The sequence below is a fragment of the Paenibacillus sp. MMS20-IR301 genome, from assembly GCF_032302195.1.
Classification (GTDB): domain Bacteria; phylum Bacillota; class Bacilli; order Paenibacillales; family Paenibacillaceae; genus Paenibacillus_AQ.
Genome location: NZ_CP135275.1, coordinates 5,681,822 through 5,700,161, shown reverse-complemented (window position 1 = coordinate 5,700,161; position 18,340 = coordinate 5,681,822). Strand labels below are relative to the sequence as shown.

Sequence of the window (18,340 nt, the reverse complement as noted above, 5' to 3'; positions counted from 1 at the left end):
GACCGCGGGGAAGCCTTCTATTATAGTGGGTACGTAGGATTAACTATTTTAGCATAGAAAAAGGTGGCTTGTAACATGTCTGAACATATCTACGTTGGCGTGGATTTAGGTGGAACCACGATTAAGGTTGGAATCTGCAATGCCGAGGGAAGCCTGCTGCACACTTACGAAGGTCCAACAGGGACCGCAGACGGCGTCGATGCTGTCATCGATAATATCGAGAAGTATGTGCGTCAGATTGTGGAAGACTCTCCGTACTCCTGGGAACAGCTTGCCGGTGTGGGAGCGGGACTTGCCGGGTTTACGAATATTCGTGAAGGTATCATCATCCTTGCGCCTAACATAGGATTTAGAGATGTGCCGATCCGTTCCATTCTGGAAGGTCGTTTGAACAAGCCTGTCAAAATAGACAATGACGCCAATGTGGCTGCGCTGGGCGAGGCTTGGAGCGGTGCGGGACGCGGAATTGAGAACTGTGTCTGCTATACGCTGGGAACCGGTGTAGGCGGCGGAATTATTATTAACGGCAAGGTGTACCAAGGCTTCGCCGGCCTGGCCGGAGAGCTTGGCCATATCTCGGTAGTGCCCGATCTGGAAGCGATCCAGTGCGGCTGCGGGAACATGGGCTGTTTGGAAACCGTTTCCTCTGCGACAGGCATTATCCGCATGGCAAACGATGCAGTAGCCCGCGGTGACCGTACCTCCCTGTCTACAGTTGAGAAGATTGCTGCCAAGGAAGTATTTGATGCGGCTAAGGCAGGAGATGAAGTGGCGCTGCGCATTGTGAACCGTGCGGCCTTCTATCTCGGCAAATCCATGGCTTCCGTAGCTGCAGTACTGAACCCTGAAGTGTTTATTGTAGGTGGAGGCGTCTCCAAAGCCGGCGATATTCTGTTTGATGAAGTCCGCCGCGTATTCGCTAAGCTGACACCAGCACCGCTGCAGACAGGAGTAACCATTGTTCCTGCAGAGCTTGGTAATGATGCCGGTATTATTGGTGCAGCAGGCCTGTTGCTTCGTTCTTAAGAAGCAGGATTTATTCATATACTAATCTTAGGGAGGGATGCTGTAATGACCGAAGTTGAGCAGTCATCGCCCGGCCATGCCACCCTGATTATCATTACCGGCATGTCGGGTGCAGGCAAGACCATTGCCGTGCAGAGCCTGGAGGATCTCGGGTTCTTCTGCGTCGATAATCTTCCGCCTGTGCTTATCCCGAAGTTCGCTGAACTGATTGAGCAGTCCAAAGGTAAAATCGCCAAGGTGGCGCTCGTCATTGATCTGCGCGGACGTGAATTCTTCACCGCGCTGTCGGAATCGCTGACCTACATCAAGGACGAGTCCGCCACCCGCTGTGAGATTCTTTTCCTCGATGCCACCGATTCAGTGCTGGTGCAGCGCTACAAGGAGAGCCGCCGGCATCATCCGCTTGCCCCTCAGGGCATGCCGCTTGACGGAATCCGGATGGAGCGCCAGATGCTGGAGGAGCTGAAGAACTCGGCTACCCTGTGCCTGGATACCAGCAGTATGAAACCGGCGCAGCTGAAAGAAAAGATCGTAACCCGCTTTTCCCATCTGGGAAAAAGCACCCTCTCTGTGAACATCACCTCATTCGGATTCAAGTATGGGATTCCGATTGATGCTGACCTGGTGTTCGATGTCCGCTTCCTGCCTAATCCGCATTATGTGGATCAGCTGCGGCCTAAGACAGGCCAAGACAACGATGTGTACGACTATGTGATGAAATGGCCTGAGACGCAGACGTTCCTGACCAAGCTGCTAGACATGCTTCAATTTCTTATTCCGCAGTACCGTAAAGAAGGCAAGTCCCAGATCATTATCGGCATTGGCTGTACCGGCGGCAAACACCGCTCTGTGGCCATTGCTGAGTATCTGGGCAAAATGCTTGGGGTGAGCGAGACGGAATCGGTAGCAGTCAGCCATCGGGATTCCGAACGTGACCGGCATTGACGAGAGAAGGGATGAGTAGTGGCTGAAGAAAAAGGACAGCGTCCGAAGATCGTCGTTATGGGCGGCGGCACCGGGCTGTCTGTTATGCTTCGGGGATTGAAAGAGAAGCCGCTTGATATTACGGCAATTGTAACTGTCGCCGATGACGGAGGCAGCTCCGGAATTCTGCGCAGTGAGCTGCAGATGCCGCCTCCAGGCGATATCCGCAACGTGCTGACAGCTATGGCCGATGTCGAGCCGCTGATGGCGCAGATTATGAAGTACCGCTTCAGTACCGGAGAGGGCCTTGCCGGGCATAGTCTCGGCAATCTCATTTTGGCAGCGCTGACAGACATTTCCGGAGACTTCGTTACCGCTGTCAGAGAGCTGAGCCGGCTCTTTGCCGTCCGCGGCCGGGTCCTGCCCGCTGCAGGCGAAGCTGTTGTGCTGCATGCGGAGATGGCGGATGGCACACTGGTAACCGGGGAATCCAAAATTCCCGAAGCCGGCAAAGTCATCAAACGCGTGTTCCTGGAGCCTGCCGATGTAGAACCGCTGCCGGAGGCGCTGGAGGCCATAAAGCATGCCGATGCCATCCTGCTAGGTCCGGGCAGCCTCTATACCAGTATCCTGCCGAATCTGCTGGTGCCGAAGCTGGCGGAGGCGGTTGTGGCTTCGAATGCCATTAAGATCTTTGTATGTAATGTAATGACCCAGCCCGGGGAGACCGATAATTATACAGTCAGTGATCATCTTCAGGCGGTATATGACCATATCGGGCTGCATCTGTTCGATTATGTGATTGTAAACGATGGAGAAATCCCGGAGCAGGTTCAGCTGAAATATGCCGAGAAGGGTGCGCGTCCGGTACAGCTTGACCGTGATGCCATTGACGGCAACGGGTATAAGGTGATTGCCGACAAGCTGGTATTATTCAAAACCTATTTGAGGCATGATACAGATAAACTAAGTCATCATATTTACCAGCTTGTACAGGATTGGATTAACAGAATTTGAAAGAGGTGAGCCCCTTGTCTTTTGCGGCCCTTACCAAGAAAGAGCTGACGATGGTGGAGAGCCAGCCCTGCTGTGAGAAAGCCGAAATGTCGGCGCTGATCCGCATGAACGGTTCGGTGCAGCTTTCAAGCAAAAAGGTGGTCCTCGACATTTCGACGGAGAACGCCGCGATTGCAAGGCGGGTATATTCTTTGCTTAAGAAATATTACCAGGTCCATATCGAGCTGCTCGTGCGTAAAAAAATGCGTTTGAAGAAGAATAATGTCTATATCGTAAGAATCCCTAACCAGGTCCAGGAGATTCTGAAGGATCTGCGGATTGTTTCGGAAGGCTTCATCTTTACCGACGGGATTGATGAAGAAATTGTCGGGAAGAACTGCTGCAAACGCGCTTATCTGCGCGGGGCCTTCATGGCTGGCGGTTCAGTCAATAATCCGGAGGGTTCCTCTTATCACCTGGAGATCGCTTCGATGTACGAGGAGCACTGCAAGGCGCTTGTTGCGCTGGCTGGTGAATTTCACCTGAATGCCCGCTGCATAGAACGCAAAAAAGGCTTCATCCTATACATCAAGGAAGGCGAGAAGATTATTGAGTTTCTCAGCTTGATCGGAGCCCACCAGGCGCTGTTCAAATTCGAGGATGTGCGGATTATGCGTGATATGCGCAACTCCGTCAACCGGATCGTCAACTGCGAAACCGCCAACCTGAACAAGACGATCGGTGCTGCGGTCCGGCAGATTGAGAACATCAAGCTGCTGCAGCGCGAGGTGGGACTGGAGAGCCTGCCGGACAAACTCCGTGAGGTTGCGGAAATCAGACTGGCCCATCCCGATATCAACCTGAAGGAAGTCGGGGATATGCTGGGCGGGACTGTCAGTAAATCAGGCGTAAACCACCGGTTGCGTAAAATTGATGAGCTGGCAGACAAAGTGCGGGGCGGCTGATTATTTTTTTTCTAGTGCGGTAGGCGTTATAATGATATAATATTATAAAATTAATGTGAAATTTTTGGGCAGATCTCAAATAGGGGGTAAGGGTTTCATGACAAAGCACCCGGTAGTTGTCCGGTTGAAGACGGGGCTCCATGCTCGGCCGGCAGCATTGTTTGTGCAGGAAGCTAATAAGTTTTCGTCGGAGATTTTCGTGGAAAAAGACGATAAAAAAGTTAACGCCAAGAGCATCATGGGCATTATGAGCCTTGCGATCAGTTCCGGTACGGAGATTTATATCAGCGCTGACGGCGCGGATGCGGAACAAGCTGTAACCGCTTTGACAAGTCTTGTAAGCAAGGAAGAGCTTGAGAACCAATAAGTTCTGCATGCTCTTAACTAAGCACCATATGTCATCGTACATTGATCGAAAGCCCTCAGGGGCTTTTTTTCATACCATTCTAAGGGTATTGGAATGGCGGTCTGGAGGATGAGGAATACACTGAGGCAGACGGAAATGTTATCCGGCGGTTCTGGATAGAGAACGGCAGATGATTATCCTTGTTAAGCTGAAATAAAATATTAATTATCTTACATAGAATTATGCAACATTTACTAAGCTGGCCCGTCTAGAGGATACCAACACTTAAGAGAATTGAAAGGGGATGGCAAGCAATGAAACAATGGGGTAAATCACTTGGAGCAATACTGCTGGCAGGAAGCTTGATTATTGGAGGAATGGGGCTGAGCGGAGTGTTTAAAGGTCCTGAAAAGGCTTACGCCGCCGACGAGTCACAGAAGAATATTGTGAGTGTAATTGGTAAAGGTGAGCTCTCCATCAAGCCGGATATCGTCTATCTCTCCATCGGGGTGAATACTACTGCCGATACGGCGCAAGAGGCGCAGAAGGGGACTGCAGCGAAGATTACGAAGCTGACTGCACTGCTGAAGACGACTTGGGGAATCGCAGACAAGGATATTCAGAGCACCCAGTTCTACGTGCAGCCGAATTATGTATACAGCGAGAAGGATGGCCAGCAGGTGAAAGGCTACAACGCCCAGCATACCCTGCAGGTTGCCTACCGTGACCTGACTAAGGTCGGACAGCTGCTTGATGCTGCATCGGCTGCAGGAGCGAACAATATCGGCAACGCACAGTTTGCCATTGAGGACCCGTCCGCTTTTGAAGCACAGGTTATCGAGAAGGCTATGCAGAATGCGGATGTAAAAGCGGCAGCCATTGCTAAAGCAGCTAAGCGCGGACTTGGCCTGGTGGTAACTGTAATTCAGAATGACACCGGAAATTATCCGGTAGCGTATGCTGAAGGTGCAAAAATGCTTAATGCTACAGCGGACATGGCCGGATCAAGCTCCGTTGAACCGGGAGAAGTCAAAGTCAGCACTCAGCTGAGCGTAACGTATGAACTGAAATAAAGTGATCCTGAAGAGGCGCTTGCTCTGCTGGTTACAGCCGGGGCAGGCGTCTTTATTTATTCTAAAGTTCTCAACTTGTTTAAGTAAATGTCATATGGTCTGATGAAAGTGCGGTCAAACCTTAAGAAACTGTAAAGTGCATTGTAACATTCACCGCTCCTGGTTTCCCTATAATAGGAGGAGTGAAGCTGAGAGTACACATCAAGTTCATCATCGCACCAGCGGAAGGGGAATAAGGACAATGAAGAAGAATACCAAGAAATTTACCCGTAAATGGGGAGCAGGAGTTATTGCAGCAGGAATGCTGCTGAGTGGAAATGTATTTCCGGCCGGATATGCCGGGGCCGCTGCTGCCACCCCGCAGATCAAAGCTGCCTCATCTGCAGTAGTACTTAAGGTAAACGGTAAAATTACAACGCAGACAGGTCTATTCCGGGAAGGTCAGGTGTGGGTTCCGGTAACGTTCCTGCGTGACGGGCTGGGACTGCCGCTCTCTTATGATAAAGACGAGAAAACTTATACGGCCGGTAAAGGTTCAACGAAATTGACGCTGACGAACACGGAATATGGTGATACTGCGGTCAGAGTGAACAATTATTACATTGGTGAATATGGAGTGAAAAATCTCAATAACCGTCTCTATGTTCCGTTTGATCTGCTGAGTGACTATTTGGGCTATAAAGGGGACTGGAGTGCTGCAACAGGACGGCTGAATGTTATGAAGCGCACACAGAACGCTGTAACTATAACGACAGAGAGCTACACCAAGGACTATAAGGATGCGCCGATTAAGCTGGATTACCCGCAAGTCAGCGGTCTGAAGAGCGCAGAAGCCGAGAAGGCGATCAACGATACCATCAAGCAGACTATTCTTAAGTATGCGGCTGAGGCTGAAGAGCAGGTGAAGAATAAATGGGAAGACGACCGTCCTTATGAATTCGAAGGCGGTTATGTGGTTACTTATAATCAGGACGGCGTGCTGAGTCTGATTACGAACCAGTACGGATACACCGGAGGTGCCCATGGCCTGACTCTCCGCAACGCGTTTACCTTCTCGCTTAAAGACGGCAAACGCCTGCTGCTGGGTGATCTGTTCGGCGCCAATCCGAATTACAAGAAACAGCTTAATGCCCGACTGACCACCGAGCTCAAAGCAAATGGAGGGTATCTGGGAGGCTTTACGGGGCTGAATACAGAGAAGTACTTCTACCTGAAAGACGGCAAGGCCGTGCTCTTCTTCCAGGTGTACGATTATACAGCATATGCTACAGGCTTCCCTGAGTTTAGCTTCAGCTTCAAGGAGCTGCTGCCTGATGGAAGCAGTCCGTTCGCAGGGCTGAAATAAGAATCATGTAAGAGGCAGGCTGATCACTACTCAGCCTGCCTCTTATTATTATGGACATCTCGCCGTTCCCGGCTGCACCGCCGCTTCATAAGCTAAAGAAAGAAGCTGGCTTAATGAACGGGGGTGGATACAGATGAGCTATCAGTATACAGCAATCGGCGATTCTTTGACGACGGGGTTCGGAGCGCTGCCCGGTAACGGCTTCGTGCCGGTCTACCGCAGGATGGCGGAGGCCAGACTGCGTGCCCCGGTCCATCTGACCAATCTGGGCGTTAACGGTTTGACTACCGAGGGGCTGGAGCAGCGGCTGAAGACGGATTACAACTTCCGGCGGGCCATTCAGGATGCCGATCTGATTACGATCTCGATTGGTGGTAATGACCTAATCAAAGCGGCCAAAGCTGCCGGTACGCGCCCTGGTGATCTGCCGCCGCTGCTGCAGAAGGCGCTGCGCAACTGCAAACGGAATATCAGCGATATCATGAGTACGCTGTCACAGCTGAAGGCCGGAATGCCGGGGCCTTATCTCATCCGGATTGTCGGTTTATATAACCCCTATCCGCAAATAGATGAAGCTACGGATTGGGTGAGGCAGTTTAACAGATATACTGCAGGATACAGCAGCAGGGTATGCGGATTTGCTTCCATTTACAATGAATTTGCCGGCAATGAACGCGGTTTGCTGTTCATTGACCACATTCATCCTAACGGCAGAGGCTACCGCGTCATCGCCGGGAAGCTGGATAACCTGGGATATGGGCGCCTGGGCTGATGGGAGGGCTTTGTGTCCCGGGATGGCTGATGCACGCCGCACTTGCTTAAGCACACTAAAAAGGCTGCCGGAACCCTTACGGGTTCTGGCAGCCTTTTTAGTGTGGACGATTATACGCCTGTCGGCAAAGTCTTCTCAATAACTTTATCAACGATACCATACTCAGCAGCATCAGCAGCGCTCATGAAGTAATCGCGGTCAGTATCCTTCTCGATCTTCTCCAGCGGCTGGCCGGTACGTTCAGACAGAATGCGGTTCAGCTTCTCACGCAGCTTGATGATGCGGCGGGCGCGGATCTCGATATCGGAAGCCTGGCCCTGTGCGCCGCCCAGCGGCTGGTGAATCATGATTTCGCTGTTCGGCAAAGCAAAGCGTTTGCCCTTGGCGCCGGCATTCAGCAGGAATGCTCCCATGGAAGCAGCCATCCCTACGCAGATGGTGGATACATCCGGCTTAATGTACTGCATTGTATCAAATATAGCCATACCCGCTGTAATGGAACCGCCGGGGCTGTTCACATACAGGTGAATATCCTTATCCGGGTCCTCGGCAGCCAGGAAGAGCATTTGGGCGATGATGGAGTTGGCTACCACGTCATTAACCTCCGTTCCAAGGAAAATGATGCGGTCCTTCAGCAGGCGGGAATAGATGTCATAAGCGCGCTCACCGCGGTTGCTCTGTTCTACTACCATAGGAATATAACTCACGTGGAAAACCTCCTTGAAATTGGTGCTTCGAATGTTATTCATTTCTTACTGTTACCGTAATAACCACATGATAAACAAATTCAAACAAAAAGTCAAAGAAAGTCAAACCCGCTTTCTAAAAAGATTTCCGGCCCGGTGGCTTTTGCGGAAATCTTCTTCTCCCTATCCGGGTATTTAGTCATATTTCCGGAATAATTTTGAAAGTGTAAATAAGTCACTTCCCACTAAATAGTTAACTACTATACTAAAATTATACATTGAAATATTTTTTTAATCTTAAGGAGGAGACACAGTTGTCCAAAAAAATAATAAATCCGCTATTGATTATGCTCTGCCTGCTGCTGCTTCCGGCCGGAGGGGTATTTGCTGCGGCTCAGCCCGTGTATTCATTTGCAAAGTCCTCAGTGTTCTTTGGCAGTGATCTGTATGACGTTACCAACGGCAAAGGAATTTATGTTGCAGCCGGCGGTGCTGGAGCCATTGTGAGATCGGAGGACGGGGAGAATTGGCATGTCGTACAGACAGGCATCAGTACTAATCTGCTCTCTGTAGCGTACGGCAATGGTGTCTTTACTGCGGTAGGGGAGCAGAACGTCCTGCTGACTTCGGCAGATGGCCTGAAATGGAGCAGACAGGCTATCGTTTTGACCAAAAGCCAGGTGCCCACAATGAAGGAAGCAGAGACAGGTGATTTCTCGAAACAGCGGAGTGTCACTAATACTAGTGTAATCTGGGACGGTAAGCAGTTTGTCGTGTTAACGCAGATGGATGCGTTCTGCTTTCCTTCGGAGCCGTCAAAGGGTTGTGAAGCTAAGCGCGAGAATTCATCCAGAACCGGTTATGTGTATGTCTCCAGTTCAAAGGACGGAAAATCCTGGAAGACTGTGCAAGCGGCGCAGTACCAGTATCAAGCTGCCAGAATTAAATACATTAACGGTGCCTATTTTATATTGACGGAAAGAAATGTGCTCTCCAGCAAAAATCTGGTAAACTGGACCGTTAACGATTATAAGGCAGAAGATTTAACTTACGGCTCCAAAGGTTATGTTGCGGCCAAAGTCATCTATGATTCGGCACGTCCGCAGCCTGGCGCAGCTGTTGCAGACAGCTGGGGCAGCAAGCTGTTCAACGCCGCGAACAAGAAGCTGCTGGACTGGACGCAATCCTCTGCGCCTGATACGGTCGACTATATGAATGGCCGTTATGTGATGAACCTGAATGGCGGTTATCTGGCCAGTTCGGCCGATGGGGTAAGCTGGACGAGTGTTAATATCTTCGAGAATACGGGCCTATCAGAGGAAGTGGACAAAGGAGACCCTGGCCTGAATACTATCTCACAAATTAATCCGGACCGGATCAATTTCTACAAGACCATCTGGGATGGCAGACAATACATAGCCGTTACCTCGTTCGGAGGCATCTACACCTCCCCGGACCTGGTAAGCTTCACGAAGCACACGGTTCAGGAAGCGAAATCCTCGTTTGGGTTCGATATTTACGGAATCGGCTATCAGTCTGGCAGCTATTACTTGTACGGTTCCAATGGCAGATTTCTGACATCAACAGACAGAGTCCAGTGGGATAGCCCGTATGCCTTCGACAGAACGTTTAATGTGGACAGTGCTGATACTAATCCTGCAGGCGATTTCGCATTTCTGCTGAGCCAGGAGGACTGGCATTGGAGGGTGTTGGCGAACACCTATACCTTCACCAGAATAAGCAGCGAAGGTACTTCCAAAGGCAGTGTTTTCTATGAACTCGACAACGGGGTTGATGTCAAATGGGACGGCCAGAAGTTTACCGGACGTACACGCTTTGGCAAAGTTTATAACTATGACACAAACAAAGAAAATTGGATCGATGTCTCTCCGGCTAAGAAGCAGAGCATAGACAATGAACCGGTTACCGTTTCGGGCAATAACCGCACCGTTAAGTATCAATATTCGGAGAAAGAAGGAACGCTGCTCTACTACCTGGAGAACGGCAAGTGGATTAAGGCAGCATTTCCGGCTTATACAGCCTATGAGAAGTATTATTTCATCTGGGTTGATCATAATTCGAAGAAGGAAGACCGGCTCAGTTCCGTAATTTACGGCAACGGAGAGTTCATGGCAGTGGGGGCCGGCGGGTTAATCCTGCGCTCTGCCGACGGCAAGACCTGGACCAAGATGAAGTCGGGGACATCAGAGTACTTGACGGGAATTATCTGGGACGGGCAGCAATACATTGTTGTGGGAAACAAGGGGACGTATCTGACATATAAACCTTAATTAATTCGGCGAAGATTATTAATAACGTAAGGTGATGCAGGATGGGAACTGTTGTGCTTGAACGCGGCCATCCTGCATTAAGTTCTGTGCGGTCAAAAATTTCTGCAGCATGAAAAGACCCGCAAAGTAAATTACCAATTTGCGGGTCAAATATATTTATTTGGTTAAGTTGTAAATGATGGCGCGCCCGCCAAGAATCGAACTTGGATCTCAGGCTTCGGAGGCCTACGTCATATCCATTGGACCACGGGCGCAACAGAAATTATTATAATATACTTATCAGATAAAAGCAATGCCTTAAGCTAAGCTGATCAAAAATAGTTTTGAAAGCTAATATTTCAGGAAAGCCTGCAGCCGGACAAGCAGGCCTAAGAGTGTTTTCCGGCGCAGTTTTGGTCCGGACGGCCCTCTCAAGGACCGACGGATGTATAAGAATAAACCGGCCTGAGAATTATACTCTCGGAACACTTGCACTCCGCGTCAGTTTTGGGTAGAATATGGGTGGGACTTAAAAAGTTAACCCGGGACATTTTAAGACCACGAACAAGGGGAAAGAGAAAGACGAAGTTGCAGGAGTGAAAGTATGCGTAATCTATTGGAAATCCAAAAGCAGCTTCTGCCTGATCTCATGGAAACCCTTAAGAGACGGTATACGATTCTACATCAGATCATGCTGTCCGATATTATTGGGCGCAGAACGCTGGCCGCGTCGCTTGATATGACCGAGCGGGTGCTGCGCGCCGAGACGGATCTTCTGAAATCGCAAGGGCTCATTGAGATCGAGAGCGTCGGTATGCGCATTAGCGATGCCGGTCGCAGACTGCTTGACCTGCTGGAGCCGATCGCCAAGAGCCTCTTCGGCCTGGATGATCTGGAAGAGAAAATTCGTTCAACGTACGGTCTCACCAAAGTAGTAGTGGTACCTGGCGACTGTGAGACATCGCTGTTCACCAAACGTGAACTGGGGCGGGCCGGCTCCAAGGCACTGCTCAGCTTCATGCACGGCGATGATACGATTGCCGTTACGGGAGGATCAACCCTGGCAGAAATGGCCGACCAGCTGACCCCTCCGTTATCCCTTTCCTATAAGAACGCCTGGGTCGTTCCGGCGCGCGGGGGACTGGGAGAGAGCATGGAGATACAGGCCAACACCATTGCATCAACCATGGCCAAGCGGCTTGGCGCTAACTACCGCCTGCTGCATGTGCCGGATCTGCTTAGCGGGGATGCTTATCAGTCGCTTGCACTGGACTCCAATATCGGAGAGATTGTGCAGATTATCCGCAGATCACGTATTATTGTGCATGGAATTGGCGATGCCATTGAAATGACCCACCGCCGCAGGCTGGATGAGGAGACTATCTCCGAGATTCAGGGCGAAGGGGCCGTAGCCGAATCGTTCGGCTATTACTTCAATGAGAACGGCGAAGTGGTTCATACCATGCTGACCATGGGACTTCGCCTGGAAGACATTCTCCGGACAGAGGTTGTTATCGGTATTGCCGGAGGCAAACGCAAGGCTAAGGCTATTCATGCGATGCTGCGGTTCGGGCAAGAGGATATTCTGGTGACGGATGAAGCGGCTGCGGTCGAAATCGGCAAAGAAATCGACAAACAGTTGCAGCAAGTGCTATAGTTCCCAATTAATGGGGAGCACGCGAAGGTATTTTGCATTATACTTAACATTGTTGTCTTGACGAGCCTCACGGCCTGTCTTGAATAAATAAAACGAAATCTAGGAGGAACTATTCAATGAGTGTAAAAGTTGGTATTAACGGTTTTGGACGTATTGGACGCCTTGCATTCCGCCGTATTCAAAATGTAGAAGGTATCGAAGTGGTAGCAATCAACGACTTGACTGACGCTAAGATGCTTGCTCATTTGCTTAAATATGATACAACTCAAGGTAAATTCCAGGGAGACGTTGAAGTTCATGACGGATTCTTCAAAGTAAACGGTAAAGAAGTTAAGGTTCTGGCTAACCGCAACCCTGAAGAACTTCCTTGGGGCGAGCTTGGCGTAGACATCGTTCTGGAGTGCACAGGTTTCTTCACAACTAAAGAAGCAGCTGAGAAGCACCTGAAAGGCGGAGCTAAGAAAGTGGTTATTTCCGCTCCAGCTACCGGCGACATGAAGACTGTTGTTTACAACGTTAACCATGACATCCTTGATGGTTCCGAAACTGTAATCTCCGGCGCTTCTTGCACAACTAACTGCCTGGCTCCAATGGCAAAAGTTCTGAACGACAAGTTCGGTATCGTAGAAGGCCTGATGACTACAATCCACGCTTACACTGGCGACCAGAACACTCTTGATGCTCCACACGCTAAAGGCGACTTCAGACGCGCCCGCGCTGCTGCTGAGAACATCATCCCTAACACTACAGGTGCTGCTAAAGCAATTGGCCTGGTAATTCCAGAACTGAAAGGTAAACTTGACGGAGCAGCACAACGCGTGCCTGTTGCTACTGGTTCCCTGACTGAGCTGGTAACTGTTCTGGATAAGAATGTTACTGTTGAAGAAATCAACGCAGCCATGAAAGAAGCTTCCGATCCGGAAACTTACGGCTACACTGAAGATGAAATCGTATCTTCCGACATCAAGGGTATGACTTTCGGTTCCCTGTACGATGCAACTCAAACCAAAGTCCTGACTGTTGGCGACAAACAACTGGTTAAAACTGTTGCTTGGTACGACAATGAAATGTCTTACACTGCACAGCTCGTTCGCACTTTGGAGCACTTCGCAAAGCTGGCTAAGTAATACCGGATTTAATATAAGCATTACCATAGAGCGGAAACAATGAAAGCCTGTTTCCGCTCTTTCTAAAAATATAAGACTTTATAGCCTTGTCGCTATAAAGTATCCTTCTATTTCTCGCTGAAACGGTACCGTCCCTAGGAGGACGGCACAGCTGTTTCTACTTGATCAAATGGATTCGTGAATGAACCAATTTTGGGTGTGGAGGAAATGTTAATCATGAACAAAAAAAGCGTCCGTGATGTAGAAGTAACAGGCAAGCGCGTATTTGTACGCGTAGATTTCAACGTGCCAGTGGAAGACGGTAAAATCACCGATGATACCCGTATCCGCGAAACTCTTCCTACAATTAAATACCTGATCGAGAACGGTGCAAAGGTCATTCTGGCCAGCCACATGGGCCGTCCTAAAGGTGAATTCGTCGATTCCATGCGTCTCACTTCCGCTGCTGAGCGTCTGTCCGAGCTGCTCGGCAAACCGGTAGCGAAAGCTGATGAAGCTGTTGGTGAAGCAGTGAAAGCGCAAATCGCTGAACTGAACAACGGTGATGTGCTTGTGCTTGAGAATGTACGTTTCTACAAAGGTGAAGAGAAGAATGATCCTGAACTGGCAAAACAGTTCGCTGAACTGGCTGACCTGTTCGTCAATGACGCATTCGGCGCAGCTCACCGTGCACATGCATCGACAGAAGGTATCGCTCACTTCCTGCCTGCAGTATCCGGGCTTCTGATGGAGAAGGAATTGTCCGTACTGGGCAAGGCTCTCTCGAACCCTGAGCGTCCTTTCACTGCCATCATCGGCGGTTCCAAGGTTAAAGACAAAATTGACGTAATCGACAACCTGCTGACTCTGGCTGACAACGTACTGATTGGCGGCGGCCTTTCCTACACCTTCACCAAAGCGCAAGGCTTCGAAATCGGAAATTCCCTGGTAGATAACGACAAGATCGATGCGGCACTTGGATTTATCGAAAAAGCCAAAGCACTGGGCAAAAACTTTGTGCTTCCGGTTGACGTAGTTGTTGCTGATAAATTCGGTGCAGATGCCAACACCAAAATTGTAGATGTAACTGAAATTCCTGCTGGCTGGGAAGGTCTGGACATCGGTCCTAAGACTCGTGAAATCTATGCCGATATCATCAAAAACTCCAAGCTGGTTGTTTGGAACGGACCTATGGGCGTATTTGAAATTGACATCTTTGCTGAAGGTACAATTGCCGTAGCTCAGGCTTGTGCAACTACTGAAGGCTACACTGTCATTGGCGGTGGTGATTCTGCTGCAGCTGCTGAGAAATTCCACCTCGCAGACCAAATGGATCATATCTCCACTGGCGGCGGCGCATCACTCGAGTTCATGGAAGGTAAGGCACTTCCAGGCGTAGAAGCACTGAACGACAAGTAATACCGAAGAGGGAGGCAATTCATTACTATGAGCAGAACACCTATCATTGCAGGCAACTGGAAAATGTTCAAAACCGTTCCGGAAGCCGAAGGCTTCATCGCTGAAATCAAAGGACAGGCAGAGGTTGAAGGCGTAGAGACTGTTATCTGCGCACCATTCACTAATCTTCCTGCACTGGTTGCGGCGGTACAGGGCACCAGCATCAAGATTGGCGCACAGAACCTGCACTTTGAAGATAACGGTGCCTACACAGGTGAGATCAGCGGTGTAATGCTGAAGGATCTCGGTGTAGATTATGTTATCATCGGCCACTCCGAACGCCGTGCTTATTTCGGTGAAACGGATGAAATTGTAAACAAAAAAATGCATGCGGCATTCCGTCATGGCATTACTCCAATTGTCTGCGTAGGCGAAAAGCTTGAAGAGCGCGAAGCTGACCAGACTAAGGACGTCTGCAAGGTTCAGACTGAAGCGGCATTTGCCGGCCTTAGCGCTGAACAGGCAGCACAAGTTGTAATTGCTTATGAGCCTATCTGGGCCATTGGCACAGGCAAATCCTCCACTTCCCAGGATGCTAACGAAGTTATTGCTTACATCCGTACCCTTGTTAAAGGCCTGTACGATGAAGCAACTGCTGAAGTTGTGCGTATCCAATACGGCGGCAGCGTGAAGCCTGAGAATGTAACGGAGTATATGAGTCAAAGCGACATCGACGGCGCTCTAGTCGGCGGTGCCAGCCTGCAGCCTGCTTCCTTCGTTTCACTCGTTGAGGGGGCGAAGTAAGCATGTCAGCACCAAGACCTGTAGCTCTAATCATCATGGATGGATTCGGCTTGCGTAATACGGATGAAGGCAACGCAGTTGCCCAAGCCAATAAACCGAACTACGACCGTTACCTGAAGCAATATCCGAACACTACGCTTACCGCTTGCGGAGAAGCTGTAGGTCTGCCGGAAGGGCAAATGGGTAACTCTGAAGTAGGACACCTTAATATCGGCGCAGGCCGGATCGTATACCAGGATCTGACCCGCATCGATAAGTCGATCCGTGATGGTGAATTCTTCGAGAACGAAACGCTGGTTGCTGCGGTGAGAAGCGCCAAGACAGCCGGCAAAAAGCTTCATCTCTATGCCCTTGTATCCGACGGTGGCGTGCACAGTCACATCAACCACCTGTTCGCGATGCTTGATCTGGCCAAAAAAGAAGATTTGCATGAAGTGTATATTCATGCCTTCATGGACGGCCGTGATGTAGCGCCTGACAGTGGACAGAAGTTCATTCAGGATCTGGTTGGCAAGATTGAAGAGGTGGGTGTAGGTACGATTGCTACAGTATCCGGACGTTATTTCGCGATGGACCGTGACAAACGCTGGGAACGTGTAGAGAAGGCTTATCGTGCAATGGTGTATGGCGAAGGCCCTAAATACACCGATGCACTTCAGGCCATCACCGGATCTTACCAGAACTCTGTGTATGATGAATTTGTGGAGCCGAGTGTAATTGTAGACAGCCAGAACAACCCGGTTGCGACAGTGGAGAGCGGCGATTCTGTCATTTTCCTTAACTTCCGTCCTGACCGTGCCATCCAGCTGTCGCAGGTATTCACGAACTCCGATTTCCGCGGCTTCGACCGTGGTCCTAAGTTCCCTGAGAACCTGCACTTCGTATGCCTGACAACCTTCAGCGAGACGGTTCAAGGCTACGTGGCCTATTCTCCGAAGAACCTGGACAACACCCTCGGTGAAGTACTGGTTCAGCAGAACAAGAAGCAGCTGCGTATCGCGGAGACTGAGAAGTATCCGCACGTAACCTTCTTCTTCAGCGGCGGACGCGATGAAGAGCTTCCTGGCGAAACACGTATCCTGATTAACTCGCCGAAAGTGGCAACCTATGATCTTAAGCCTGAGATGAGCGCATACGAAGTGGCGGCGGCCTGCGTAGCGGAGATCGAAGCGGACAGACAGGATGCCATTATCCTGAACTTTGCTAACCCTGATATGGTTGGACACTCCGGCATGCTGGAGCCTACCATCAAGGCGGTTGAAGTAACGGACGAATGCGTAGGTAAAGTTGTCGATGCAGTGGTTGCCAAAGGCGGCGTTGCGATCATCATTGCCGACCACGGTAATGCGGATATGGTATTTGATGAGAACGGGCGCCCGTTCACAGCTCATACCACTAACCCTGTTCCTTTCATCGTTACGACTGAAGATGTTGTGCTGCGTGAATCGGGTATTCTCGCAGACGTGGCTCCGACCATTCTCGATTTGATGGGACTTCCGCAGCCTGCGGAAATGACCGGACAATCCATGATTGCCAGCCGCAAATAAGCAAGAAGAAGCTATACGGCTATACCAAAACAAAGTTAAAAGGAGATTAAACTTACATGACTATTATTTCTGATGTGTATGCACGCGAAGTCCTTGACTCCCGCGGTAACCCTACTGTAGAGGTTGATGTTTATCTTGAATCTGGTGCTAAAGGCCGCGCTATCGTTCCTTCCGGCGCTTCCACTGGCGCTCATGAAGCTGTAGAGCTTCGTGACGGCGACAAATCCCGTTACATGGGTAAAGGCGTTCTGAAAGCTGTTGAGAACGTAAATGAAATTATCGCTCCAGAAGTAATCGGTATGGACGCTCTTGACCAAGTGGGCATCGACAAGCTGATGATCACTTTGGACGGAACTCACAATAAAGGTAAACTGGGTGCTAACGCAATCCTGGCTGTATCCATGGCCGTAGCCCGCGCTGCTGCAACAGCTCTGGATATTCCTTTGTACGTATACCTGGGCGGATTCAACTCCAAGACTCTTCCAGTACCAATGATGAACATCATCAATGGTGGTGAGCACGCAGACAACAACATCGACGTTCAAGAGTTCATGGTTCTTCCGGTTGGAGCTCCTAGCTTCAAAGAAGCTCTTCGTACAGGTGCTGAAATCTTCCACAACCTGAAATCCGTACTTCAATCCAAAGGCCTGAACACTGCTGTAGGTGACGAAGGCGGCTTCGCACCGAACCTTGGTTCGAACGAAGAAGCAATCACTACCATCATCGAAGCGATCGAAAAAGCCGGTTACAAACCAGGTGTTGACGTATTCCTTGGTATGGACGTTGCTTCTACTGAGTTCTACAAAGATGGCAAATACACACTTGCCGGCGAAGGTAAATCTTACACTTCCGCTGAATATGTGGACCTGCTTGCTTCTTGGGTTGAGAAATATCCAATCATCACTATCGAAGATGGTATGTCCGAAGATGACTGGGATGGCTGGAAATTGCTCACAGAAAAATTGGGCGATAAAGTTCAACTCGTTGGTGACGACCTGTTCGTAACTAACACTGAGCGCCTTGCAACAGGTATCGAAAAAGGCATCGGTAACTCCATCCTGGTTAAGGTTAACCAGATTGGTACACTGACTGAAACTTTCGATGCTATCGAAATGGCAAAACGTGCTGGCTACACAGCAGTTATCTCCCACCGTTCCGGTGAATCCGAAGACAGCACAATCGCTGACATCGCTGTTGCGACTAACGCTGGCCAGATCAAAACGGGTGCTCCTTCCCGTACAGACCGTGTTGCTAAATACAACCAGTTGCTTCGCATCGAAGACGAACTGGGCGAGTTGGCTCAATACAACGGCCTGAAATCCTTCTACAACCTCAAAAGATAATTGCTTTTGAGCTAATATTTGCAAAAAGCCTGCCGGACTCCGGCAGGCTTTTTGTTATGGACTAAAGAAGAAGCTCATACGC

16 protein-coding genes and 1 tRNA gene are annotated in these 18,340 nt (G+C 49.9%); 15 read left to right on the top strand and 2 right to left on the bottom strand.

Going from position 1 to position 18,340, the window contains the following annotated elements; translation table 11 throughout:
• Positions 1-75 precede the first annotated feature (75 nt).
• The 8 genes from LOS79_RS24245 to LOS79_RS24210 all read left to right on the top strand — a co-directional run bounded on the left by LOS79_RS24245 (position 76) and on the right by LOS79_RS24210 (position 7,447).
• A complete protein-coding gene (locus LOS79_RS24245) occupies positions 76-1,026 on the top strand; it encodes an ROK family glucokinase (RefSeq protein WP_315412980.1) in 951 nt (316 codons plus the stop codon).
• A 45-nt stretch (positions 1,027-1,071) separates the two neighbouring features.
• Positions 1,072-1,971 (top strand): RNase adapter RapZ, encoded by a 900-nt coding sequence (gene rapZ, locus LOS79_RS24240; protein ID WP_315412978.1) that lies wholly within the window; start codon positions 1,072-1,074, stop codon positions 1,969-1,971.
• A 57-nt stretch (positions 1,972-2,028) separates the two neighbouring features.
• On the top strand, positions 2,029-2,967 hold the full coding sequence (gene yvcK / locus LOS79_RS24235; protein WP_397386811.1) for a gluconeogenesis factor YvcK family protein: 939 nt from the start codon (positions 2,029-2,031) through the stop codon (positions 2,965-2,967).
• Between the two features lie 14 nt (positions 2,968-2,981).
• Complete coding sequence (whiA, locus tag LOS79_RS24230; RefSeq protein ID WP_315412975.1) at positions 2,982-3,911, top strand: DNA-binding protein WhiA; 930 nt, start codon at positions 2,982-2,984, stop codon at positions 3,909-3,911.
• A gap of 97 nt (positions 3,912-4,008) precedes the next feature.
• Positions 4,009-4,278 (top strand): HPr family phosphocarrier protein, encoded by a 270-nt coding sequence (locus LOS79_RS24225; RefSeq protein ID WP_036651317.1) that lies wholly within the window; start codon positions 4,009-4,011, stop codon positions 4,276-4,278.
• A gap of 293 nt (positions 4,279-4,571) precedes the next feature.
• Complete coding sequence (locus tag LOS79_RS24220) at positions 4,572-5,330, top strand: SIMPL domain-containing protein (RefSeq protein WP_315412970.1); 759 nt, start codon at positions 4,572-4,574, stop codon at positions 5,328-5,330.
• Positions 5,331-5,571: 241 nt separating this feature from the next.
• Positions 5,572-6,675 carry a PdaC/SigV domain-containing protein gene (locus tag LOS79_RS24215; protein ID WP_315412969.1) on the top strand — a complete coding sequence of 368 codons (1,104 nt, stop codon included), beginning with the start codon at positions 5,572-5,574 and terminating at the stop codon, positions 6,673-6,675.
• Between the two features lie 133 nt (positions 6,676-6,808).
• On the top strand, positions 6,809-7,447 hold the full coding sequence (locus LOS79_RS24210) for a GDSL-type esterase/lipase family protein (protein ID WP_315412968.1): 639 nt from the start codon (positions 6,809-6,811) through the stop codon (positions 7,445-7,447).
• A 110-nt stretch (positions 7,448-7,557) separates the two neighbouring features.
• On the opposite strand, the gene clpP is transcribed toward LOS79_RS24210, so the two are convergent.
• Complete coding sequence (gene clpP, locus LOS79_RS24205; RefSeq protein WP_036690083.1) at positions 7,558-8,154, bottom strand: ATP-dependent Clp endopeptidase proteolytic subunit ClpP; 597 nt, start codon at positions 8,152-8,154, stop codon at positions 7,558-7,560.
• A gap of 293 nt (positions 8,155-8,447) precedes the next feature.
• On the opposite strand from clpP, the gene LOS79_RS24200 reads away from it, so the two are divergent.
• On the top strand, positions 8,448-10,424 hold the full coding sequence (locus tag LOS79_RS24200; RefSeq protein WP_315412967.1) for a beta propeller repeat protein: 1,977 nt from the start codon (positions 8,448-8,450) through the stop codon (positions 10,422-10,424).
• A gap of 179 nt (positions 10,425-10,603) precedes the next feature.
• On the opposite strand, the gene LOS79_RS24195 is transcribed toward LOS79_RS24200, so the two are convergent.
• Positions 10,604-10,678 (bottom strand) — tRNA-Arg (locus LOS79_RS24195).
• 329 nt (positions 10,679-11,007) lie between these two features.
• Between LOS79_RS24195 and LOS79_RS24190 the strand changes: the two genes are divergently transcribed.
• The 6 genes from LOS79_RS24190 (at position 11,008) to eno (ending at position 18,258) form a co-directional block, all read left to right on the top strand.
• The gene (locus LOS79_RS24190) at positions 11,008-12,060 is read left to right on the top strand and encodes a sugar-binding transcriptional regulator (RefSeq protein WP_315412966.1); all 1,053 of its coding nucleotides are present in this window, start codon (positions 11,008-11,010) and stop codon (positions 12,058-12,060) included.
• A 116-nt stretch (positions 12,061-12,176) separates the two neighbouring features.
• Positions 12,177-13,187, top strand: coding sequence for a type I glyceraldehyde-3-phosphate dehydrogenase (gap, locus tag LOS79_RS24185; RefSeq protein WP_315412965.1), 1,011 nt, complete (start codon positions 12,177-12,179; stop codon positions 13,185-13,187).
• Between the two features lie 216 nt (positions 13,188-13,403).
• Positions 13,404-14,585 carry a phosphoglycerate kinase gene (locus tag LOS79_RS24180; protein ID WP_315412964.1) on the top strand — a complete coding sequence of 394 codons (1,182 nt, stop codon included), beginning with the start codon at positions 13,404-13,406 and terminating at the stop codon, positions 14,583-14,585.
• A 27-nt stretch (positions 14,586-14,612) separates the two neighbouring features.
• Complete coding sequence (gene tpiA, locus LOS79_RS24175) at positions 14,613-15,368, top strand: triose-phosphate isomerase (RefSeq protein ID WP_315412963.1); 756 nt, start codon at positions 14,613-14,615, stop codon at positions 15,366-15,368.
• Positions 15,369-15,370: 2 nt separating this feature from the next.
• On the top strand, positions 15,371-16,915 hold the full coding sequence (gene gpmI / locus LOS79_RS24170; protein ID WP_315412962.1) for a 2,3-bisphosphoglycerate-independent phosphoglycerate mutase: 1,545 nt from the start codon (positions 15,371-15,373) through the stop codon (positions 16,913-16,915).
• Between the two features lie 56 nt (positions 16,916-16,971).
• On the top strand, positions 16,972-18,258 hold the full coding sequence (gene eno / locus LOS79_RS24165) for a phosphopyruvate hydratase (protein WP_315412961.1): 1,287 nt from the start codon (positions 16,972-16,974) through the stop codon (positions 18,256-18,258).
• The last annotated feature ends 82 nt before the right edge of the window (positions 18,259-18,340 follow it).